The sequence below is a fragment of the Kribbella sp. NPDC050124 genome (genome assembly GCF_044460355.1).
In the GTDB taxonomy this organism is placed as follows: Bacteria; Actinomycetota; Actinomycetes; order Propionibacteriales; family Kribbellaceae; genus Kribbella.
Genome location: NZ_JBITJU010000018.1, coordinates 134,253 through 156,105 on the forward strand (window position 1 = coordinate 134,253; position 21,853 = coordinate 156,105).

Sequence of the window (21,853 nt, forward strand, 5' to 3'; positions counted from 1 at the left end):
TTCTGCTGAGATCAGTCGGTCAGTGAGAGCTGCGGAGTCAGCGCGTACCGCGCCAACGGGTCGTCGACGAAGTTCTGGACCCCGGCGCGGCGGGCGGCGATGGTCTTGTCGCTGACCAGGAACACGGTGATCGCCTGTTCCTGCAGCTGTTTGGCCAGCTCGGCGTAGATCACGTAGCGCGCGGCCGGATCCTTCTCGCCGTTGGCTTCGGCGAGCTTCGCGTCGAAGGCCGGATCGCAGTAGTGGCTGATGTTGAACGTGCCCTTGCAGGTGTAGTCGGCTTCGAGGAACCCGATCGGGTCGGCGATGTCGGTGAGGTGGTTGCGCGACAACAGCGTCAGGTCGTAGGTGCCGCCCAGCAGCGACGGCTCCAGGCCCGCGTAGTCGGACATCGAGATCTTCACGGTGATGCCGATCTGCTTCAGCTGCTCCTGCACCACCGCGGCGAGGTCGGCGAACTCCGGCCGCTCGGTGTACGCCCGCAGCGAGACCGTCAGCTTGCCCGGGCCGTAGCCGGCCTTCTGCAGCAGGGCTTTCGCTTCCTCGAGGTTCTTGGCGGCCGGCTGGACACCCTTCGGCGCCCAGGGCTCGTTGGCCGCGAACGGGCCGAACGCGGGCTCGACTGTGCCGGAGTAGATCGTCTTCGCGATCGCGTCCAGATCGACGGTCTGCTGGATGGCCTTGCGGACATCGGCGTTGTCGAACGGCGCTTTGCTGTAGTTCAGGTAGAGGCCCGTCGTCCGCGGTGTCGCGGCCTCGGACACCACGACGCTCTTGTCGCCGGACAGCTCCTTGATACTCGCCGACGGCACACCGAGCCCGACTTGCGACTCACCGGTGCGGACCTGGGTGGCCCTCGCGTTGCCGTCGGGCAGGAACTTCGCCTCGGCCTTGGCCAGCGTCGCTTTCGTGCCCCAGTAGGCGTCGTTGCGCTCGAGCGAGATCGACTGCTGTGGCTTCTGGGCGGTGATGGTGAACGGTCCGGTGCAGTGCTTGACCACGTCCGTGCCGCGACCGCCGTACGCCGCCTTCGCTAGGACGCCGGTGTTCACGCTGGCGACACGGTACGGCAGCAACGCGCTCGGCTTCGGCGTCGTGATCCGCACGGTCGTCGGGTCGACCGCCTGCACGCCGCTGACCACCTTCGGGGTGAAGGCGCGCGGCGGCGTGGCGGACTTGAGCAGCTTGTTCAGGGCGAAGGCGACACCTTCGGCGTCGAGCGCCGTGCCGTCCTGGAACTTCACGCCCTGGCGGAGGGTGAAGTCCCACGTGGTCGGGCTCGTGTGCGTCCACTTGGTCGCGAGCAGCGGCTGCAGCTCGCCAGAGGTGAAGTCGTACTTGAGCAGGGTCTCCAGGCAGCCGACCTGGGAGAGCACGAAGGCGTCGTCGGTCTCGAGCGCGTAGCCGGCCTTCGGCGTGAACTGGAGGGCGATGGTCAGGCTGCGGTCCGCGGCGCTCGCGGACGTTCCGGAGCTCGTGAAGCTTCCGCAGGCCGTGACCGGGAGTAGTGCGGCGATGCAGAGCGCAGCGCCTGACAGGGGACGTATCGGTCGCATGTCACCACCTGATCGGTAGGAGAGCCGTCGGATCGGCTCGGTGCGTTGTCCAGGACGGTAGGAGCGCCCGCTTCAGATTGTCAACAACTCGACGCTGATGAATCGCCTGTCGACCAAAACGCAGCGTCTGTGTAACAACCGAAACCGTGCGCGGTGACGCTGCTAGCGCCTTGTTTTACAGGCCTTTCGAGCTTCCGGTCCGTCGCCGGTTACGGAGCGCACATGTCGTCCTGATGACGGCAAAATGACGCAATGAAGGGTTGTCAACAATCTGATCGCGGGGTCATGATGAAGGTCCGTCCACGAGAGGACCGGACATGACGACCAACCCCGAAACCGCCCACGGCACAGTCGTCCGGGAGCTGACCGAGTCCGACATCCCCGCCGCTCGCGCGGTCATGATGCGCTCGGTCACCGAGGACTTCGGCGAGCCCTACCACCCGGTGATCCACGCCGACATCGACGACCTGGCCGGCTGGTACCTCGGGCCGGAAGGCCCCTTCATGCTGGTCGCGGAGGACGCCGCCACCGGCGAGGTCATCGCCACTTGCGGCATCCGCGGCGGTGCGCTCAAAGAGGGCCTGAGCCCGCAGCACCTGGTCGAGCGCTACCGCGACGGCCGGACCGGTCAGCTGGTCCGGGTGTACGTGCTCAAAGAGCACCGGCGGCGGCACATCGCCCGAGCACTCGTCGAGGCCACTCTCGCCCGGGCTCGGGCCGAAGGCCACTACGACACCATCGCCCTGCACACCTACCCGCACTCCCCCGGCGCACTGCCGTTCTGGCTGTCCCTCGGCTGCGAGCTCGTCGAGGACGACGTCGACGGCGTGACCAGAGCCGCGTTCTTCGAACTCCCCTTATCCGAAAGGACTTCGCTGTGAAACGACGTGACATCTTCATCTTCGTTCCCCAGCCCGGCAAGGCCGCCGAAGCCAAGGAGTACCTGGCCGACTGGCTGCGCTCCCTGGGCGGACACCCCGGCTACCTGGGCGGTTCCGTCCTCGAGGAGGTGGCCGGCGAGCTGCTCCCGGACACCCTCGTGATGCTGCTGGAGTTCGAATCGACCGAGGCGGCGCGAGCCCTGTGGCCGAAGATCGAGAACACGATCAACCCGCTCTACCCGGACGACAAGAGCGACAAGTCGCCCGACCAGGGCACCGCGTTCTTCGACGGCGCCGGCAGTCCGCTGAAGTTCACTCGCGGGAACGGCTTGCTCGCGCGGATGCTGCACATCCACGCCGGCGTGGCGGACGAGTTCAGCACCGAGCCGGCTCCAGCCGGCGCGCGCTGAAGGTGGTATCCGTGACCACGATCGCCTGGGGCACCGATGCGCTGCAGTCCGTCCCCGCCGGCTTCCTGACCACCGACTGGCGTCCGGCGTCGACCGGCGCGACCTTCGAGGTCTTCGACCCCGCCACCGAAGAACCCATCGCCTCGGTCCCCGACTGCGGACCCGCCGACGCCCTCGCCGCGCTCGACGCCGCCGCCGAGGCAGCGCCCGTTTGGGCTCGTACGACGCTGCGCGAACGAGCTGATGTGTTGCATCGGCTCTACGACGCAATGCTGGCCGACAAGGAACGGCTGGCCCAGCTCCTCACACTCGAGGTCGGCAAGACGATCACCGAGGCGCGCGGCGAGGTCCTCTACGCCGCCGACTACGTCCGGTGGTACGCCGAGGAAGCAGTCCGCCCGCACGGTCGCAGTACTGTCGCGCCGAACGGCCAGCATCACATCGTGACGGTGGCGGAACCCGTCGGCCCGTGTCTGCTCATCACACCGTGGAACGTCCCACTGGCGATGGCAGCCCGGAAGGTTGCTCCTGCGGTAGCCGCCGGGTGCACCGCCGTACTCAAGCCGGCTGAGCTGACGCCGCTGACCTCATTGGTGTTCGGCGAGTTGCTGCTGCGTGCGGGCGCGCCCCCGGGCGTGCTGTCGGTGGTGACCACGAGCAGGCCCGCGGAGGTGAGCGGTCCGCTGCTGGCCGATCCACGGTTGCGCAAGGTCTCCTTCACCGGGTCGACCGACGTCGGCCGGATGCTGCTGGAGCAGAGTGGCCGCCGGGTCCTGAGGACGTCGATGGAGCTGGGCGGCAACGCGCCATTCCTCGTCTTCGACGACGCCGATGCCGAGGTCGCGGTCCGGGAGGCGATGATCGCCAAGATGCGGCTGGGCGGCCAGTCGTGCGTCGCGGCCAACCGCTTCCTGGTTGCCGACGGCATCGCGGACGCGTTCGTCGGCGCCTTCGCCGAGCGGATGGCCGCCATCGTCGTGGGTCCGCCCGGCCACGAGGACACCGAACTCGGGCCACTGGTGGACCACCGCGCGGTCGAGAAGGTACACCGCCTGGTCGACGACGCCGTCGCGAAGGGCGCCGTCGTGGTTGCGCAAGCACCAATCCCGGATGGTCCCGGCCACTACGTCGCCCCGACCGTGATCGACCATGTGCCCGCGGACGCGGACATCCTGCGCGAGGAGGTGTTCGGCCCGGTCGCCGCGATCCGGCGGTTCGGCACCGAGGCCGAGGCGGTTGCTGCTGGCAACGACAGCGAGCACGGGCTGGCGGCGTACGTGATCAGCCGGGACGCCGAGCGCGTCCGCCGGGTTGCCGCCGGCCTGCAGAGCGGCATGGTCGGCATCAACCGCGGTCTCGTCTCGGACGTGGCGGCGCCGTTCGGCGGCGTGAAGCAGTCCGGGCTCGGCCGCGAAGGCGGTCCCGAGGGACTGCACGAGTACCTGCAGTTCAAGTACCTGTCGTCCCCCGCTTTCTGACCGACCGAGGAGGTCCTTTCACGTGATCCGGCTAGCGCTCATCCCCGGCGACGGCATCGGCTTCGAGGTGATGGACTCCGCCAAGCGGGTGCTCGACACCGTGAGTAGGACGTACGGCGTCTCGTTCACCACCACCGAGCTGGACTGGTCGTGCGAGCGGTACCACCGCGACGGCGCGATGATGCCCGACGACGGCCTCGACGTACTGGCGCAGCACGACGCGATCCTGCTCGGCGCGGTCGGCTGGCCCGGTGTGCCCGACCATGTCTCGCTGTGGGGACTGCTGATCCCGATCCGGCGGGCCTTCGGCCAGTACGTCAACCTGCGCCCGATGCGGATCTTCGAGGGCGTGCCGGCGCCGGTCCGCCCGGAAGTGGCCGAGGGCACCGATTTCGTGGTCGTCCGGGAGAACTCCGAAGGCGAGTACAGCCAGGTCGGCGGGCGGATCGGCCAGGGTCCGTCGGAGGTCGCGCTGCAGGAGAGCACGTTCTCGCGGATCGGGATCGAGCGCATCGCCGAGTACGCGATGACGGTGGCGGAGAGCCGGCGGGGACGCGTCCACTCGGCGACGAAGTCCAACGGGATCATCCACACGATGACCTTCTGGGATCAGGTCGTCGACGAGGTCGCCGTACGACATCCCGCGGTGACAGTGCTGCGCGAGCACGTCGACGCGATGGCGGCGCGGATGGTGATGCGGCCGACCGACTTCGACGTGGTGGTCGCGTCGAACCTGTTCGGCGACATCCTGTCGGACCTGGCCGCCGCGGTCTGCGGCAGCATCGGGATCGCACCGTCGGCGAACCTCGCCCCCGACGGGCCGGGACCCTCGATGTTCGAGCCAGTGCACGGATCGGCACCCGACATCGCCGGCCGCGGACTCGCCAACCCGATCGGGATGCTCTGGTCGGTCGCCTTGATGCTCGAGCACCTCCAACTTCCCGAACCCGCTACTGACTTGATGACCGCTATCGAGGCAGCACTCAAGGATCCGCGGACCCGCACAGCCGACCTCGGCGGTACGGCGTCGACGAATGACGTCACCGCATTCGTCACAGCGCAACTGACGGGAGTCGCACGATGAGCCGGGCCGGGGTGGCCGTCGTCGGCCTGGGCGCGATCGGGTCCATGGCCCTGTGGCGGCTCGCCGAACGCGGGATCGCCGTCCACGGGTACGAGCAGTTCGGCATCGCACACGATCGCGGAGCGTCAGCCGGTCAGACCCGGCGGTTCTCGGTCCAGAGTCAGCGCGAGCCGCGCTTCACACCACTCGCTGTCGAGGCTCTCGACTTGTGGCGGGAACTCGCGGAACTGTCCGGACGCGAGCTGTTCGGTCAGACCGGCGGCGTGATTCTCGGTCCCGAAGGTACGCCGGCCATCGTGTCGGCGATCGCTTCGGCGCAGGACAACGAGCTCCCGCACGAGGTCCTGACCGAGGACGCGCTGCGGTCGCGGTTTCCGCAACACGTCGTACGGCCTGGCGATGTCGGGGTCACCGATCCGTTGGCGGGATACCTGCGACCGGAGGCGAGCGTTGCTGCCGCGGTCGCTCGAGCGGCTGGGCTGGGTGCGATGGTCCGTCCGCATACCGAGGTGCTCCGCGTGGAGTCACGTGCGGATGGGGTCGCTGTTGTCACGGCGGATGGCGAGCAGCTGTACGAGCGGGTGGTGCTGGCGCCGGGAGCTTGGGCTCACGAGCTGGTTTCGGCCGACGTCGTACCGCGGAGGCTGGTGCAGGCTTGGTATCTGGCTCGGCGGCCGGCGGACTTCGCGCCGGACGTGTTCGGGGTCTTCGAGCGCGTTGGCGACGTACTGGCCTATGGATTCCCTTCGCTCGACGGCGCGACGGTGAAGATCGGGATCAAGCTGGAGCCGCATCCGGTCATCGCGGACCTCGGCAACGTGCAGCGATCGGTCGATGCGGGCCTGGCGATCCGGCTGGCCGGTGTGGTCCGGGAGTTCTTTCCCGGTCTGCATCCCGACCCGGTCAACCTGCAGACCGGGATCGAGGGCTACAGCCCGGACGAGACACCGCTCGTCGGCCCAGCACCGGATGACCCTCGAATCGTCGTCGCCTGTGGCTTCTCGGGTTCCGGCTTCAAGTTCGCGCCGGTCATGGGCGACCTCGCCGCCGAGTTCGCCACCACCGGCTCGACCACCCGCGCCGTCAGCTTCCTCTCCCCCGATCGGACGTTGCAGGTATGTGCGCCACTACCTTAGTATCTACGTATGCGCGTAGATACGCAGTCACGCAGGCCGATTCCCGGCGACGAGCAGGTGGAGCTGGCGGTCCGGGTCTTCCAGATGTTGTCGGACGCGACCCGGGTTCGGCTGCTGTGGGCGCTGCTGGACGGCGAGATGCCGGTCAACGAACTGGCCGCGGCGGTCGGCAAGTCGCCGGCCGGGGTCTCGCAACACCTGGCCAAGCTGCGGATGGCGCACCTGGTGCGGACCCGGCGGCAGGGCAACCAGATCTTCTACCGGATCGAGAGCTCGCACGTCAGTCAGCTGGTCGAGGACGCGATCTACCACGCCGAACACTCCAGCGGGGGCTTTCCCGAGCACCACCGGTCCGCGGACGCCGTACCTCACGACGACCCGGCAACCGGCACCTGAACTGAGCAGAGACGAGAACGCATATGAGCGCGACGGGCCACCAGCACGAACACGAAAGCGCCTCCGGTCACGGGCACGGACATGGTCACGGCCATGGACATGGTCACGGCCATGGACATGGGCACGGTCACGGCCATGGGCACGAACATCACTCCGGGTTGCTGGGCAAGGTGAAGGAGATCTTCGTCCCGCACTCGCACGACAGCGCCGACAAGGTCGACTCCGCGCTGGAGGCGAGCAGGGAGGGCATGCGCTGCCTGAAGATCAGCTTCGCCGGCCTGATGATCACCGCGCTGATCCAGACCCTGATCGTCATCTACACGAACTCGGTCGCGCTGCTCGGCGACACCCTGCACAACTACGCCGACGCGCTCACCGCGATCCCGCTGGCGATCGCGTTCATCGTCGGCCGCCGGGTCGCGACCCGCAGCTACACCTACGGGTACGGGCGCGCCGAGGACCTGGCCGGGATCGTCGTGGTCGTCCTGATCGCGGCCTCCGCTGCGTACGCCGGCTACGAAGCCATCATGCGATTCATCACCCCCGGCGACGTCCGCCATGTCGGTGTGCTCGCGTTGGCGGGTGTGGTCGGCTTCCTGGGCAACGAGGTCGTGGCGCAGTACCGGATCCGCACCGGCCGCCGGATCGGTTCGGCCGCGTTGGTTGCTGACGGGCTGCACGCGCGTACCGACGGTTTCACCAGCCTCGCCGTGGTCCTCAGCGCAGCGGGCGCCTGGCTCGGCTTCCCGTTGGCGGACCCGATCATCGGTCTCCTGATCACCGTCGCGATCCTGTTCGTCCTCCGCGACGCCGCCCGCGAGGTGTACCGCCGGCTGATGGACGCGGTCGACCCGGCGCTGGTCGACCAGGCCGAGCAGGTCATCCGCTCGACCCCCGGTGTCGTCGACGTGACCGGCATCCAGCTCCGCTGGCTCGGCCACAGCCTGCGCGCCGAGGCCCGCATCGCCGTCGACTCGGACACCTCGCTGGTCGACGCGCATCACCTGAGCCACCAGGTCGAGCACGAACTGGTCCACGGCGTACGCCGCCTCACCTCGGCCACCATCCACGCCGAGCCTCTCCCCCACGACTCCACAGCAGCCCACGAACTCGTCAGCCACCATCGCTGACCACCTGGCGGCTGAGCCCGGCCCGCGGGTTCAGCCGCCGCATTTCTTCAAGTCTGTAAGGCGAATCGCTTGGCGAACGAGGGCCGGGATGCGAGGGTAAGGACTGACAGGTGTCGGGCCTGGGGTCGTCCGCCGATGCGTCGCCCCGGGGGGAACGGATGCGCGAACTCGCAGCCGAACTGGTTGCCTACCGCACGTGTTTGCCGGCTGAACGTGCAGTGCCGACATGAGCGCCCTCCTCGCGATCCTGCTCGTCACGTACGGCGTCACGCTCGGCCGGGGCGTGGACACGTGGCTCACCCGGTCCACCTGGAGCCGGGACCACCCGAGGCTGGCGCTTCGACTGTGGCAGGCCTGCGGTATCGCCACACCGTCGGCGTTGATCGGCGCCGCGCTCGTCCTCACGCATGACCGCCGGGCGTCGCCGTGGTGGGACACGGCCGTCCTGCTGGTCGCCGTACCGATCACGGGCTTCAGCCTCGACGTCGTACGGCGAAAGATCGTGGCTGCGCGAATCCGGGAACGGCACCGTCGCCTGGTCAGGATCTGTGGCCGGCCGACCGCAGATCGCGACGTCTACCTGCTCGACACGCCGGAGGTCGCCGCGTACTGCGTCCCCGGACCGCGCCGGTCGGGCCGGGTGATCGTCACCTCCGCGGGCCGCCGGCTCCTCACCGACGCCGAGATGGCCGCGACTGTCGCGCACGAGCGGGCGCATCTCGATCAGCGCCATCACGCAGAGATCCTGCTCGCTGACGCGATCACGGGCCTGCTCGCACCGATCGGACTTCTCCGCAACTACGCCACCCAAACCCGTCGGCTGGTCGAGATGGCAGCCGACGACCAGGCGGCCCGTCAATGCGGACCGCAGACCGTCGCCGCCGCACTGCTCCGGGTCGGCGCCGCCGCCAGATTCCCGGCGCCGGGCCCCTCGCCGTTCCTCGGCATCGCGGCGTCGTTCACCGCTGAACGGATCCGCCGGCTCCTCCAGCCTGCGCGGCCGACCGGACGCCCGCTGCTCCTGGCTGTCGGCGCCCTCGTGCTCGTGGTCACCCTGGTGCCGCCCGCGCTGATCATCGGACCGCAGAACGTCGGGCTTCCCTAGCGCACTCTTCGCGTCGATGGTGTGACAATGCAGTATGCGCACATTCGGTGACCTGGAGTCGGTCGTCATGGAGTGCCTGTGGAACCGGTCCACGCCGGCAACAGTGCGCAGCGTGCTCGAGGAGATCCAAGAGAGTCGCAAGGTGGCCTACACGACCATCCTGACGGTCATGGACAACCTGCATCGGAAGGGTGTCCTGGCCCGCGAGCTCCGCGGCCGCGCGCATGAGTACTGGCCGACGCGCAGCCGCGCCGACTACGCCGCGGAGCTCATGAACGACGCGCTCGCCCAGAGCGGCGACCCGACGGCCGCCCTACTGCGCTTCGTCCAGCAGATCCCGCCGGAAGAGGCCACGAAACTGCAGCAGTTGCTGAACCAGGCCGACCGTCCGGACTGAGGCCGGTCGCCGATTCCCCCTACTACTATCCGCGATAGTTGCTACTATCCCGGATAGTAGATTGAGCTGTGATCCAAGGGGGGTCCGGGGATGGCGCTGCATCATGGGGTTCAGGCACGGGTACGCAGGCTCGGCGCGAGGGGGAAACCGCTGATCCAGCGGACGCTGAGCACGGTCGGCCTGACCCATTCGGACCGGCACCTGGCCTCCGACGCCCAGCTGTACTGGGAGGACGACGGCGACAGCACCTGGAAGGGCAACTCGCACTGGCGCGACGCCGACGTCTTCTCCGACGGGGACGGTGACCTGTGGTCGCAGATCGGGCGCCGGCATCTCGACCTGTTCGACCGCTACTCCGCGATGCTGGACACGCCTCCGCACTGGGGACGCGTGATCGAGTGGGGCTGTGGCGGCGGCATGAACGCCGTCCATTTCGCACCGCGGGCGGACGAGTTCGTCGGCGTGGACGTGTCGACCGCGAGCCTCGACGAGTGCGGGCGTCAGGTCGCCCGGGTCTGCGACACGCCGTACCAGCCGATCCTCATCCACGTGGACGGACCCGAGCGAGCGCTGCGGACCGTCAACGGTCCTTGCGACATCTTCCTCAGCTTCTACGTCTTCGAGCTGATCCCCACTCCGGAGTACGGCGAACGCCTGCTGCGGATCGCCTTCGAGCTACTCCGGCCGGGTGGGGTGGCCCTCATTCAAACCAAGTACGACGAGGGTCGCTTCAGCACCCGCCCGCTGCGCCGCGACTACCACTCCCGGCTCGCCGACATGACGACGTACCGCATCTCCGACTTCTGGAAGCTCGCCACCTATTGCGGCTTCTCCCCCGTCGGCCTCAACCTCGAGCCGCACAACGAGCTCGACCACCGCTACGCCTACTACCTGCTGTCCAAGCCCGCCTAGCCCCAACTGGAGGCGTCCTGCTGGGGTGGGAGGAGCCGGCGCGCGGCCTGGAGCGCAAGGGACGGCGGTGCCTGCCACACGTCCCGGTCGTCGATCGACCAGGCGTAGGTCAATGCTCCCTCGTGGATGCAGGCGAGCAGGTCCGGGGCTTCGAGCTCGCCGGCCGACCATTCGTAGAGATGTTGGAGGCGCGGGACGATCACGCCGTAGTCCAGCAGGCGGCCCAAGCCTTGTTCGGCGCCGAGGTAGAACTCGACGGTGTCGCGTAGTGGGTACTCGTCGGGGAGTACGCGAGACAGTTGGAAGAAGATGCCGGTCATCCCGAGGCGCGGGTCGCCGAGGATGGGTGCGAGCGGACGTAACCAGCCGAGGGACAGGCGTGGTGCGGCAACCAGGGCGTGGGCGTAGAGCACGCGGCACAGGACGACATTCATGAAGAAGCGCTCGGGCGCCGTCTCCGACTCGGCCAGCCCGCGATGCTCGACGTACCCGGCGACGATGCTGCCGTTGTGTGCGCGCCACCACGCCCGGGCGGTGGGCTCCAATGCGAAGGCCAACCAGTACTCGGCGGTGCGCGATGATGCCGGACCCGGGAGGTCTCCGCTGAGCGCTACCGCCTCGCAACCGTCGCGGAGGACGCGCTCGTTGACCGCCCGCCACCAGGGACTCCCTGGCCGGTGGTTGAACGGTGGCTGCAGCACACCCCGTTTCAGCTGCCACCGCATCGCCGACGCCGCGGCCCGCCGGTACGGCAGATGCCGAGGGGCATGCCCGTAGGGCCCGTAGTAGCACCGCTGCATCAGCGCGAGGCGCCCCGCCGGATCGTCGCGAACCGCCACAACCTGCTGCTCAGCCCATGCGCCGGCCGTCAACCCCACTCCCGCAGAGTAGCCGGGGACGTACGGACCACCAAAAGGTGACCTTCGGCCCTGCTGTCCGGCCGGAACCCGCGCTCCACTGGACGTAAGCGGGGGAAGCAGGTCCGAGGTACAGAGAACAGGACCCCAGCCTTTCGACGTACACGACGACCCGCTGTTGCAGCAGCCTGGCTTCCCCCGCGCCCCGAACCCGGGTGTGAATCCGGACGCTGCGGATACCGTTCGAGCGTGATCATCATCGAGCGCACCGTCGTCGTGGACACCCCGCTGGAGCGCAAAGGCGTCGCGCGACTCATCGAACCGCTCTTTCGCGGCCGGTTCGCCAAACTCGGCGACGAGGCCGAGGCCGGCCTGCGGAATGCGCTGGTGAAGCTATGACTCAGCGTCTTGCTCTCGTGACCGGTGTGACGGGGTATATCGGTGGGCGGCTGGTGCCGGAGTTGCTCGAGGGCGGGTTCCGGGTACGGGCGATGGCACGTAATCCGGGGCGGCTGCGTGATCGGCCTTGGTACGGCGATGTCGAGGTCGCCGAGGCGGACGCCGGGGATCCTGGGCAACTGCGGGCGGCGATGGAGGGTGTCGATGTTGCCTACTACCTGATCCACTCCCTCGGGACCGGGCGGCGGTTCGAGGCACGTGATCGGCACAACGCACTCACCTTCGCGACGGCCGCGCGGGAAGCCGGGGTACGGCGGGTCGTCTACCTCGGCGGCCTGTATCCCGAGGGCGAAGAGCTCTCGCCGCACTTGGACTCCCGCCGCGAGGTCGGTGAGATCCTGCTGGCCTCCGGCGTACCGGTCACCGTGCTGCGCGCGGCTGTGATCATCGGCTCGGGCTCGGCGTCGTTCGAGATGCTGCGGCATCTCACCGACCGCCTCCCGGTGATGGTCACCCCGCGCTGGCTCAGCACCCGGATCCAGCCGATCGCAGTCCGCGACGTACTGCACTACCTGGTCGGCAGTGCATCAATGCCGGACGAGGTCAGTCGAGGCTTCGACATCGGAGGGCCTGACGTCCTCACGTACCGCGACATGATGCAGCGCTACGCGAAGGTTGCTCACCTCAACCAACGGCGCATCCTGCTGCTGCCGCTCCTCACCCCGTCGCTGTCCAGCCACTGGGTCGGCCTGGTCACCCCAGTGCCGAGCGGGATCGCCAGACCGCTGGTCGACAGCCTGGTCCACGAGGTTGTCTGCAAGGAGCATGACATCGCGCAGTACGTCCCCGACCCAGCGCCGGGCCTGATCGGCTTCGACCGGGCCGTCGAGCTTGCACTCAAGCGGGTGCAGGACCTGGACGTGACGACGACCTGGGCGTCGGCGTCGACACCCGGTGCCCCGAGCGACCCGCTGCCGAGTGACCCGGACTGGTCCGGTGGTTCCTTGTACGTCGACGAGCGTGAAAGCGCCGTACCTGCGAGTCCCGAACGGCTGTGGACAGTCATCGAGGGCATCGGCGGCGGCACCGGCTGGTACTCGTGGCGGCTCGGCTGGTGGGCGCGCGGGCTGCTGGACCGGCTCTTCGGTGGACCCGGTCTTCGGCGCGGTCGGCGCAACCCGCACGACCTGTCCGTGGGCGATCCACTCGACTGGTGGCGGGTCGAGGAGATCGAGGACCAGAGACTGCTCCGTCTCCGCGCCGAGATGCGGCTGCCTGGGCTTGCCTGGCTCGAACTCGTCATCGACAAGGACAGTGACGGCAACACGGTCTTCCGCCAGCGCGCGCTGTTCCATCCGCACGGTCTGCCCGGCCACCTCTACTGGTGGGCGATCAAACCGTTCCACGGCATCGTCTTCGGCGGCATGCAACGCAACATCGCCCACGCAGCCGCGCTCTGACGCCCCACCCCACTCAGCGGGCGTCGCGTTTGGCTTGGCGACGGGCGCCGGTCGCGCGGGTCGAAGCGTCCTTCTTCAGTCCGCCGGTGGTCTTGGTCGCGCGCCGCTTGGTCGATTCCGTCGGCTTCGGCGAGTCCACAGCAGGAATGACTGGCGCGTCGACAACCGGCTTGACCGAGCGTGCCGCTTCGATGCGCTCACTACGCAACTGCTTGGACGCCCGGCTGGCAGCGATCGCAACTTCGCGGCTGACTCTCGCCAGGGCCGCCTCGAACAACTCGGCCTTGTCGCGGTCCCGCTGGTTCCGGGCGTAGGACATCCCCCGGCCACCAGCCGGCGCCACGGCGGCGCTCGCGGCGCGCCGGTAGTTCTTCACGTACTTCGTCCGAGCGCGGCGAATCCGCTGGTGCAGCTCCAGCAGCTCGTCCTCGTCCAGGCCCTTCAAGGTGTCCCTGTCCGTCTCGGCCACCAGCAAGCGCTCTGCATCCGTCAGCGAGTTCAGCAAGCCTTGGTTCATCGCAGTCTCCTCGGTCGACGTACCCGAGTGTTGCCTGCGGACCGTTCGGTGTGCTCATCCGCTGCGGGTGAGTGCGAAGATGCCGTCATGACCACTTCGGACGTCGCGGACCACCTGGCGAAAGTGCGCTCCGCCAAGCGGCGCAGGGATGCCGAGACGATGCTCGGGCTGATGCACCGCGTCACCGGCGAGGAGCCGCGGATGTGGGCCACGGTGATCGGCTACGGTCAATACCACTACAAGTACGCCAGCGGCCGTGAGGGCGACGCGCCCGCCGCCGGCTTCGCAGCCCGCGCGGCCGCGACCACGGTGTACCTGAACGACGGCGTGGCCGCTCACGCCGACCTGCTCGGCAAGCTGGGGCCGCACACCACCGGCGTCGGCTGCGTCTACATCAAGGACCTCACCGACATCGACCTCGACATCCTCGAAACGATCGTCCGCAGCTCCTACCAATCCCTGACCGCCGGGACCTACACCCAACGCGCCCGCGAATCCGGCGACTGACCCACTTCGGGCCGCAGTCAGGCCGAACCTGCCGAAGGGCCCGGGCATCCGGGACCATTGCCGCTGCCCTGGGGGACCTCGCGCACCGCACGCTGAAATGGCGGACCGGTGGGGCCGCTTGATTCCGAGGTGGGTGGCCGATGTCCGGTGATCAGTTGTCAGTCGAGCAGCTGGATGTGCTGCTCACAGCCGCTGTTGCGGCGCCGAGTATGCACAACACGCAGCCGTGGCGGTTCGCGGTCGACGGGAGCACGATCGACGTGCATCTGGACGGCTCGCGCGCGCTGCCGGCTGCGGATCCGAGCCGGCGGGCGATGCGGATCGCCGCCGGGGCGGCCACCTTCAACCTGCGCTGCGCGGCGGCCCGCCTGGGCTATTGGTCCTGGCTGGGGCTCGCCCTGGATCCAGATGATCTCCTCGCCCGGGTCGTCCTCGAAGCGGGCGTTCCGGATCGGAAGCTTCGGGACCTGTATCCGGCGATCCGGCGCCGGCACACCAGCCGTGAGCCGCTGTACGGCGCCGGGATGTCGCAGGACACGCGGATCCGGCTGGTCCGCGCCGCCCTCGACGAAGGCGCCACCCTCACGTGGCTGACCGACGAGCAGGTGGACTCGCTCGTCGACATGTTCCTGGACACCGATCTGCGCGAACTCGGCGACTGGAGGCGCACCGCCGAACGCACCCGCTGGATCGGCGGCGACCGCACCTTCGACGGCATCCCGTCGGCAGCACTCGGGCCGCGAGCCGGCGCCTACCGGACCGCGTTCCGCGACCTCGGGACCCGGCCGGCCGACCGAATCCGGGCACAGGCCGTCTTCGAGGCGCGCCCGGCGATCGCCGTACTGTCCACCGAGCAGGACGAACCCGCCGACCACGTGACGGCCGGCCTCGCGCTCGAGCGGGTCCTGCTCACCGCGACCCGCGAGGGCGTCGCCGCCTCGTTCCTCAACCAGCCCCTCGAGTACGACGACCTCCGCCGGGCCGTCCAGCGCGCGACCGGACGACCGGGCCACGCCGACATGATCATCCGCTTCGGGCACGCCCGGCCAAGCGTCACCACACCACGCCGCCCGCTCGCCGAGTTCGCCTACGGCGGCGCCTCGTGATCGGGCAGGCTGACATGACGACGATCAGTGCACCGACGCATGACGAAGTCGGCATCCTGCTCACCGCGGCGATGCGGGCGCGATCGATCAACGGCACCCGGCCGTGCCGGCTCGAGATCGACGGATCGGTGGTCGACATCCTGCTCGACTCGTCGCCGGCGGAGAACGACCCGGCCGGTCGGCTGGCCCGGGTCGGCGCGGGAGCCGCGGCCTTCAACGTTCGCGTCGCGGCGGCGATGCTGGGGCACGAGACCACGATCGCGCTCGATCCCGATCCCGCGGTGCCCGAGGTGGTCGCCCGGATCTTCCTCGCCGACCGCCGCGCGCCGGTGCACGTACTGAGCTCGCTGTACGGCGACCTGACCCGCAGGGACACGTATCGCGGCCCCGTGATCGACCAACCGATGTCGCCCCTCGTCCTCGACCGGCTCGGCAAGGCGGCCCGGGCGGAGTGCGCCGACCTGTACTGGATCAACCAGCACCAGCGAGACTTACTGCTCGACCTGGTCCCGGACCGCGTCGCGTTCGAGCCGGCGCCGGCGATCTCGATCCTCACCACCCGTGAGGAGGACGAACGAGCCTGGACCCGGTCCGGCCTCGCGCTCCAGCGTGTGCTGCTGACGGCAGCGTCGTACGGTCTCACCGCGTCGTACCTCGAGCCCGCCCGCACCGACCGCGCCCGGCTGCGCGACCTCGTCTGCCGGACCGGCTGGCCGCAGCTGGTCATCCGCGCCGGCTGCTGAACATCTCGTACTGTCTCTTCAAGGGCGAGATCAGGGGAGGCAGTCAGATGGCGAAGAACGCGCGGTTGCCGAAGAAGGTCTACGAGCGCGAGCTACTGCGGTTGCAGGCGGAACTGGTCAAGGTGCAGGAGTGGGTCCGGGTCGAGGGCCAACGGGTCGTGATCGTCTTCGAGGGCCGGGACGCGGCCGGCAAGGGCAGCACGATCAAACGGGTGACGCAATACCTGAATCCCCGGATGGCCCGGATCGTCGCGCTCCCCGCGCCGACCGAACGGGAGCGGACCCAGTGGTACTTCCAGCGGTACGTCGAACACCTGCCGGCGGCCGGTGAGATCGCCCTGTTCGACCGCAGCTGGTACAACCGGGCCGGGGTCGAGCGGGTGATGGGCTTCTGCACCAACCAGGAGTACGCCCGCTTCCTGCACCAGTGCCCGATCTTCGAGCGCCTCCTCATCGAGGACGGCGTACTGCTGCTCAAGTACTGGTTCTCGGTCAGCGACACCGAGCAGGAGAACCGCTTCCGCAGCCGGCTCGAGGACCCGATGCGGCGCTGGAAGCTGTCGCCGATGGACCTGGAGTCGATCACCCGCTGGGAGGAGTACTCGCGCGCCAAGGACGAGATGTTCGTGCACACCGACATCCCGGAGGCGCCCTGGTACGTCGTCGAGAGCGAGGACAAACGCGCCGCCCGGATCAACATGATCGCGCACCTGCTGTCGACCATCCCGTATCACGAGGTTCAGCGCCCGCCGCTGGCGCTCCCACCCCGGCCACCGTCCGGCGGCTACGAACGCACACCCCGGGAGATGCAGACCCAGGTTCCGGACCACGCGTCGGCGCTCGCGTGAGAGCGTCCCACCCGGCGGCGGGGACCGCCGGGTGGGAGCCGGGCCCTGGGGGGAACGGGCCCTCGGCCCCACCGGTTGCGCCCTCGGCGGAGCCTGTCGATGCCGCCCCTCGTCAGGACGAGGGTCAGCTTCGGCCGCGTGGTTCGGCGCCCACGGGGACGACCACCACCGGACAGCGTGCGAGCTGGGCACACGCCGTACTGACGCTGCCCAGCGCCGAGTGGATGAGTGACGTCGTGGCGTGGCTGCCGACGACCAGCAGTTCAGCGCGTGCGGACGCCTCGATCAGCACCTGCACCGGATCGCCGACGCTGATCTCGACCTCCGTCGGCGGCAGTGGCATGCCACCCGCACTGTCAACCTCGGCGCGAATGTTCTTCCTGGCCTGCTCCACCTCGGCCTCGGACAGCACGACATGCACCACCCGCATCGGCGCACCCCGCCGCTGAGCCTCCCCCACCGCAAACCGCAACGCCCGCCGCCCACCCGACGATCCGTCAACCCCTACAACAATCATGCCGCCCCCTCCGCACCTCCTCCTATTTCACCGCGCCTCCGCCCGCTCGAAAAGAGCGAATCACCGTGCCGCGGCAAAGCGTGACCTACGCTCGTCCCCATAGCGTCAATTCCCAGGGGCTGCCATGACGGACGCTCTCGTCGAGACCAAGCTCTTCGTCCCCGCACCACGGGCCGGAATTGTCGCGCGACCGCGCTTCGACGATCGCCTCTCGCAGGGCAGCCGCCTGGTCCTGGTCTCGGCGCCGGCCGGGTTCGGAAAGACCACCCTGCTGGTGCAGTGGCTGGAGCACGCCGGAGGCGCGGTCGCGTGGGTCGCCCTCGACGCCGGGGACCGTGAGGCCGCGACCTTCTGGACGTACGTCGCCACCGCGCTGGACCGGGCCGTCCCGGGCGTCGGAGCCGGTGCCCTTCCCCTGCTGCAGGCAGGGCGGACACCGATCGAGACCGTGCTGACCGTGCTCCTCAATGAGCTGAGCGTGCTGCCAGGCGAGGTCACTTTGGTCCTCGACGATTACCACCTCGTCGACGGCCCCGGCGTACAGCCCGGGATGGCCTTCTTCCTCGACCATCTGCCCCCGCAGGTGCGGCTGATCATCAGCACCCGAGCCGACCCCGGCCTGCCGGTGGCCCGCCTTCGCGCCCGCGGCGAGCTCGTCGAGCTCCGCGCCGCCGACCTCCGGTTCACCCTCGCCGAAACAGAGACCTACCTCAACAAGCTGACCGGCCTGCAGCTGACGAGTGCGGACCTCACGTCGCTGGAGGAACGCACCGAGGGCTGGGTCGCGGCCCTGCAGCTCGCAGCGTTGTCGCTGCGCGGTCGTAGCGATCCGGGCGGCTTCATCGCCGGGTTCGCCGGCGACGACCGATTCGTCGTCGACTACCTCGTGGAAGAGGTCCTGGACCGCCAGCCCGACCCGGTCCGGCGGTTCTTGCTCGAGACATCGATCCTCGACCGGCTCACCGGACCGCTGTGCGACGCCGTGACCGGCGGCCACGACGGCAAGGCGATGCTGGAGCGGCTCGACCGCGCGAACCTCTTCCTGGTCCCGCTCGACGACCAACGGCGCTGGTACCGCTATCACCACCTCTTCGGCGACGTCCTCCGCTCGCATCTACGCGACGAGCGCACTGACGAAGCGGATCTGCATCGACGCGCCAGCACCTGGTACGACGAGGCCGGCGAGCCGGTTCCCGCCGTACAGCACGCACTTGCGGCCCACGACATCGGACGGGCTGCTGACCTGGTCGAGCGGGCCGTTCCGGAGCTGCGCAGGAATCGTCAGGAGCACACCTTGCGCCGGTGGATCGACGAGCTTCCCGACGACGTGGTCGATCGCCGGCCGGTCCTCGCGATGGAGTTCGTCGGCGCGCTGATGGCCAGCAACGAGTTCGACGACGTCGAGCGCCGGTTGGGCAACGTCGAGCAGCTACTCGACCAGGATCCTGACCAGATCGTGGTCGTGGATGAGCGTGAGCTGGCCAGGCTGCCTGGTGGCATCGAGCTGTACCGGGCCGGCCTGGCCCTCATCGAGGGCGACCCCGCCGGCACTCTGGAGCACTCCCGGCTCGCGGTCGCCCAGGCTCGCGAAGACGACGACCTGACCCGGGCCTCGGCCGAGGCCTTGGCTGGGCTCGCCGCATGGACGACTGGCGACCTCGATGCCGCGCACCGCAGCTACACCGAGGCCACCGACGGATTGCACCGGCTCGGCTACGTGTCCGACGTACTCGGGTGTTCCATCACCCTCGCCGACCTCGAGCTGACGCAGGGCCGCCTGCGCCAAGCACAGCGCACCTACGAGCGCGCCCTCGAACTCTCAGCAGGCCAGGGATTGCGGGGCACTCGGGACATGTACGTCGGTCTGAGCCAGATCGCGTTGGAGCGCAACGATCTGGCGGCGGCCACGGAGTACCTGCGGCGCAGCGACGAACTCGGGGAGCAGTTCGGGCTGCCTCAGAACCCCTACCGGTGGCGGGTGGCGATGGCGCTGCTCCGGGAGGCCGAGGGCGATCTCGACGCGGCACTCGGGCTGCTCGCCGAGGCGGAACGCGTGTACGTGGGCGACTTCGCACCGAACGTGCGACCGATCCCGGCCCTGCGCGCGCGACTGCAGGCAGCGCACGGGGACGTGGGATCTGCAGTGGAGTGGGCGCGACGGTACGGCGTGAGCGCGCAGGACGAACTGTTTTACCTCCGCGAGTACGAGCACGTGACTCTTGGCCGGGTCCTTCTCGCTGATGGCTCGCACGATGCCATCGGCTTGCTGGAGCGACTTCTCCGGGCAGCGGAGGCGGGAGGCCGGCAGGGCACCGTCATCGAGGTGCTGGTGCTCCTGGCGCTCGCGACAGGCGACGACGCGATGCTGGAGCGCGCACTGACGCTGGCCGAACCCGAGGGCTACGCCCGAGTCTTCTCCCGCGAAGTCCAGCCGCTGCTCGAGTCCCTCGACCGACGCCGACCTGGCTGGGCGTATCTGCGCGAGCTCCTGGCCACGCCCGGCGCACCGGCGGCCAAACCTGCTCAAGCTGACCTCATCGATCCGCTGACCGAGCGCGAACTGGACGTGCTGCGACTGCTGGCCAGTGAGTTGGACGGCCCGTCCATCGCTCGCCAGTTGGTCGTGTCACTCAACACAGTGCGAACCCACACCAAGAACATCTACGCCAAGCTCGGCGTCAACAACCGCCGCGCCGCGGTCCGCCGGGCACATCAGCTGAACCTGCTGTCCCGAAGCCGTGCCCGGTGATCATCACCGAGTTCACCAGATGATGTGAGGCCGTCTCACCACATCGGCTCCTAGCTTGCGTTGCATGAGCACCGCATCCGGCAGCACCTGGTACGAGATCCGCCTTCACGGACGCCTCGACTCGCGCTGGTCGGACTGGTTCGACGGACTCACGCTCACCGCCGGAGCCGACGGCTCCACCACACTCCGAGGTCCCGTCGCGGACCAGGCCGCCTTGTACGGCGTGCTGCAACGACTCCGCGACCTCGGTCTGCCACTCATCTCGATCGCCCAGATCGAACCGAACACTGGAGACAAGCCATGACCACCACAGCTCGACCCACCACAACCACCCGCAGTTCCGGCGATCCCACGCGCAACAACGCCCGCGCCGCCGGCATCTTCTACCTGATCACCTTCGCAGCCTCCCTGCCCGCCTACGCTCTGATCCAAGCGGCTGTGAACCCGGACCTGACCGTCGCCGCCGGGCACGACAACCAGCTCCTGACGGCCGGTCTGCTGGACTTCGTCAACGCCCTCGCCGCCGTCGGCAGCGCCGTGGCGCTGTACCCGGTCCTCAAGCGCCAGAACCAGTCGCTCGCTCTCGGCCTGGTCACGTCGAGGCTCGTCGAGGCCTCGATCATCATGACCGGCGTGGTCAGCCTCCTCGCGGTGGTCACACTCAACCAGGAGGTCACCGGCGTGACCGGCAGCACTCAGGCGCTGGTCGCGGTCCGCGACTGGACGTTCCTGTTCGGTCCTGGATTCATGGCCAGCTTCAACGCCGTACTGCTCGGCACCTTGATGTACCAGTCGCGGCTGGTCCCGCGGATCATCCCCACGCTCGGGCTCATCGGTGCCCCGCTGCTCATCGCCGCGAACGTCGCGACCCTGTTCGGCCACAACGAGCAGACCTCTGGCGTGACCATGCTGGCCACCCTGCCGGTCGCGTGCTGGGAGCTCTCGCTCGGCATCTGGATGACGTTCAAGGGCTTCAGGCGCCAGCTATCGTGAGGCAACCCGGGTCGCCCACCGTAAGGAGAGCCAGATGGACCGGGTCGGCCGGCGCTTCATCACCTTGTACGCGCTGGCGTCGATGGGCACCTCGCTGGTCTTCCTGGCTCCCCTGCTCGTCTCCCTGGCGCTGAAGGTCAATTCGCTCGTCGGGATCGAGCAGGCTCCGAACAGCCTCGCCCTCGTCGCCGGAGTCGGCTCCGTCGTGGCGATGATCGGCAACCCGTTCTTCGGGAAGCTGAGCGACCGTACGTCGTCGCCGTACGGCATGCGGCGGCCCTGGATGATCGCCGGACTGGCAGGTGGGTGTGTCGGCATCCTGATCGTCGCGCTGGCGCCGAGCGTCCTGGTCGTCCTGATCGGATGGTGCGTCGCTCAGCTGTCTCTGAACGCTCTGCTCGCCGCGCAGGTCGCGGTGCTCCCGGACCAGGTCCCAGTCGCTCAACGCGGGGTGGTCGCCGGTGTCCTCGGGATCGGTCTCCCGGTGGCATCGGTGGCCGCCACCTACCTGGTCCAACTGTTCACCGGCAACCGGCTCGCGATGTTCCTGGTGCCCTGCGCGATCGGTGGGTTCTTCGTCGTGCTGTTCGTGCTCACGCTGAAAGCCGGTTCATGCTGCTGCTGGCCTACGCCTTCCTGACCACCTACCAGGCGTATCCTCCCGGTGAAACG

General features: G+C 68.8%; 24 protein-coding genes. 20 read left to right on the forward strand and 4 right to left on the reverse strand.

From position 1 onward, the window contains the following. Positions 1-11: 11 nt before the first annotated feature. Positions 12-1,556 (reverse strand): ABC transporter substrate-binding protein, encoded by a 1,545-nt coding sequence (locus ACIBL3_RS32650; protein ID WP_396357631.1) that lies wholly within the window; start codon positions 1,554-1,556, stop codon positions 12-14. Between the two features lie 317 nt (positions 1,557-1,873). Here ACIBL3_RS32650 and ACIBL3_RS32655 point away from each other — a divergent pair, with 317 nt between their 5' ends. The 10 genes from ACIBL3_RS32655 (at position 1,874) to ACIBL3_RS32700 (ending at position 10,485) form a co-directional block, all read left to right on the forward strand. Beyond that, positions 1,874-2,437, forward strand: coding sequence for a GNAT family N-acetyltransferase (locus tag ACIBL3_RS32655; protein WP_396357633.1), 564 nt, complete (start codon positions 1,874-1,876; stop codon positions 2,435-2,437). Further along, positions 2,434-2,847: a hypothetical protein gene (locus ACIBL3_RS32660; protein ID WP_396357634.1), complete on the forward strand. Its 414-nt coding sequence runs from the start codon at positions 2,434-2,436 to the stop codon at positions 2,845-2,847. Before ACIBL3_RS32655 ends, ACIBL3_RS32660 begins: the two co-directional genes overlap by 4 nt. Before the next feature lie 11 nt (positions 2,848-2,858). Further along, positions 2,859-4,325 (forward strand): NAD-dependent succinate-semialdehyde dehydrogenase, encoded by a 1,467-nt coding sequence (locus tag ACIBL3_RS32665; protein ID WP_396357635.1) that lies wholly within the window; start codon positions 2,859-2,861, stop codon positions 4,323-4,325. A 22-nt stretch (positions 4,326-4,347) separates the two neighbouring features. Next, positions 4,348-5,409, forward strand: coding sequence for a tartrate dehydrogenase (locus tag ACIBL3_RS32670; protein WP_396357636.1), 1,062 nt, complete (start codon positions 4,348-4,350; stop codon positions 5,407-5,409). Next, entirely contained in the window at positions 5,406-6,545 is a 1,140-nt protein-coding gene (gene solA, locus ACIBL3_RS32675; RefSeq protein ID WP_396357637.1) for an N-methyl-L-tryptophan oxidase, read from the forward strand. Before ACIBL3_RS32670 ends, solA begins: the two co-directional genes overlap by 4 nt. A gap of 9 nt (positions 6,546-6,554) precedes the next feature. Then, positions 6,555-6,941 (forward strand): ArsR/SmtB family transcription factor, encoded by a 387-nt coding sequence (locus ACIBL3_RS32680; protein ID WP_396357638.1) that lies wholly within the window; start codon positions 6,555-6,557, stop codon positions 6,939-6,941. Positions 6,942-7,099: 158 nt separating this feature from the next. Beyond that, positions 7,100-8,071: a cation diffusion facilitator family transporter gene (locus ACIBL3_RS32685; RefSeq protein ID WP_396357639.1), complete on the forward strand. Its 972-nt coding sequence runs from the start codon at positions 7,100-7,102 to the stop codon at positions 8,069-8,071. A gap of 226 nt (positions 8,072-8,297) precedes the next feature. Next, positions 8,298-9,176, forward strand: coding sequence for a M56 family metallopeptidase (locus tag ACIBL3_RS32690; RefSeq protein WP_396357640.1), 879 nt, complete (start codon positions 8,298-8,300; stop codon positions 9,174-9,176). 34 nt (positions 9,177-9,210) lie between these two features. Beyond that, positions 9,211-9,573: a BlaI/MecI/CopY family transcriptional regulator gene (locus tag ACIBL3_RS32695; protein WP_396357641.1), complete on the forward strand. Its 363-nt coding sequence runs from the start codon at positions 9,211-9,213 to the stop codon at positions 9,571-9,573. A 90-nt stretch (positions 9,574-9,663) separates the two neighbouring features. Further along, positions 9,664-10,485 carry a methyltransferase domain-containing protein gene (locus ACIBL3_RS32700; protein ID WP_396357642.1) on the forward strand — a complete coding sequence of 274 codons (822 nt, stop codon included), beginning with the start codon at positions 9,664-9,666 and terminating at the stop codon, positions 10,483-10,485. Here ACIBL3_RS32700 and ACIBL3_RS32705 read toward each other — a convergent pair. Next, positions 10,482-11,363 (reverse strand): hypothetical protein, encoded by an 882-nt coding sequence (locus ACIBL3_RS32705; RefSeq protein ID WP_396357643.1) that lies wholly within the window; start codon positions 11,361-11,363, stop codon positions 10,482-10,484. The genes ACIBL3_RS32700 and ACIBL3_RS32705 overlap by 4 nt on opposite strands. 228 nt (positions 11,364-11,591) lie before the next feature. On the opposite strand from ACIBL3_RS32705, the gene ACIBL3_RS32710 reads away from it, so the two are divergent. Further along, positions 11,592-11,741, forward strand: coding sequence for a hypothetical protein (locus ACIBL3_RS32710; protein ID WP_396357644.1), 150 nt, complete (start codon positions 11,592-11,594; stop codon positions 11,739-11,741). After that, positions 11,738-13,201, forward strand: a complete 1,464-nt coding sequence (locus tag ACIBL3_RS32715; protein WP_396357645.1) for an SDR family oxidoreductase — start codon at positions 11,738-11,740, stop codon at positions 13,199-13,201. The genes ACIBL3_RS32710 and ACIBL3_RS32715 overlap by 4 nt, the downstream gene beginning before the upstream one ends. 13 nt (positions 13,202-13,214) lie before the next feature. Here ACIBL3_RS32715 and ACIBL3_RS32720 read toward each other — a convergent pair whose 3' ends face one another. Continuing rightward, entirely contained in the window at positions 13,215-13,718 is a 504-nt protein-coding gene (locus tag ACIBL3_RS32720; protein ID WP_396357646.1) for a hypothetical protein, read from the reverse strand. Between the two features lie 87 nt (positions 13,719-13,805). Between ACIBL3_RS32720 and ACIBL3_RS32725 the strand changes: the two genes are divergently transcribed. The 4 genes from ACIBL3_RS32725 (at position 13,806) to ppk2 (ending at position 16,922) form a co-directional block, all read left to right on the forward strand. Beyond that, positions 13,806-14,225 (forward strand): DUF1801 domain-containing protein, encoded by a 420-nt coding sequence (locus tag ACIBL3_RS32725; RefSeq protein WP_396357647.1) that lies wholly within the window; start codon positions 13,806-13,808, stop codon positions 14,223-14,225. Between the two features lie 140 nt (positions 14,226-14,365). Beyond that, complete coding sequence (locus ACIBL3_RS32730) at positions 14,366-15,331, forward strand: Acg family FMN-binding oxidoreductase (protein ID WP_396357648.1); 966 nt, start codon at positions 14,366-14,368, stop codon at positions 15,329-15,331. A gap of 14 nt (positions 15,332-15,345) precedes the next feature. Beyond that, positions 15,346-16,074, forward strand: coding sequence for a hypothetical protein (locus ACIBL3_RS32735; protein WP_396357649.1), 729 nt, complete (start codon positions 15,346-15,348; stop codon positions 16,072-16,074). A gap of 47 nt (positions 16,075-16,121) precedes the next feature. After that, positions 16,122-16,922 carry a polyphosphate kinase 2 gene (gene ppk2 / locus ACIBL3_RS32740; protein ID WP_396357650.1) on the forward strand — a complete coding sequence of 267 codons (801 nt, stop codon included), beginning with the start codon at positions 16,122-16,124 and terminating at the stop codon, positions 16,920-16,922. A 124-nt stretch (positions 16,923-17,046) separates the two neighbouring features. Here ppk2 and ACIBL3_RS32745 read toward each other — a convergent pair whose 3' ends face one another. Further along, complete coding sequence (locus tag ACIBL3_RS32745; protein ID WP_396357652.1) at positions 17,047-17,439, reverse strand: universal stress protein; 393 nt, start codon at positions 17,437-17,439, stop codon at positions 17,047-17,049. Between the two features lie 124 nt (positions 17,440-17,563). Here ACIBL3_RS32745 and ACIBL3_RS32750 point away from each other — a divergent pair, with 124 nt between their 5' ends. The 4 genes from ACIBL3_RS32750 to ACIBL3_RS32765 all read left to right on the forward strand — a co-directional run bounded on the left by ACIBL3_RS32750 (position 17,564) and on the right by ACIBL3_RS32765 (position 21,821). Then, the gene (locus ACIBL3_RS32750) at positions 17,564-20,188 is read left to right on the forward strand and encodes a LuxR C-terminal-related transcriptional regulator (RefSeq protein WP_396357653.1); all 2,625 of its coding nucleotides are present in this window, start codon (positions 17,564-17,566) and stop codon (positions 20,186-20,188) included. Between the two features lie 64 nt (positions 20,189-20,252). Beyond that, a complete protein-coding gene (locus ACIBL3_RS32755; protein ID WP_396357654.1) occupies positions 20,253-20,492 on the forward strand; it encodes a hypothetical protein in 240 nt (79 codons plus the stop codon). Further along, on the forward strand, positions 20,489-21,181 hold the full coding sequence (locus ACIBL3_RS32760) for a DUF4386 domain-containing protein (RefSeq protein ID WP_396357655.1): 693 nt from the start codon (positions 20,489-20,491) through the stop codon (positions 21,179-21,181). Before ACIBL3_RS32755 ends, ACIBL3_RS32760 begins: the two co-directional genes overlap by 4 nt. Positions 21,182-21,215: 34 nt before the next feature. Beyond that, positions 21,216-21,821, forward strand: coding sequence for an MFS transporter (locus ACIBL3_RS32765; protein WP_396357657.1), 606 nt, complete (start codon positions 21,216-21,218; stop codon positions 21,819-21,821). The last annotated feature ends 32 nt before the right edge of the window (positions 21,822-21,853 follow it).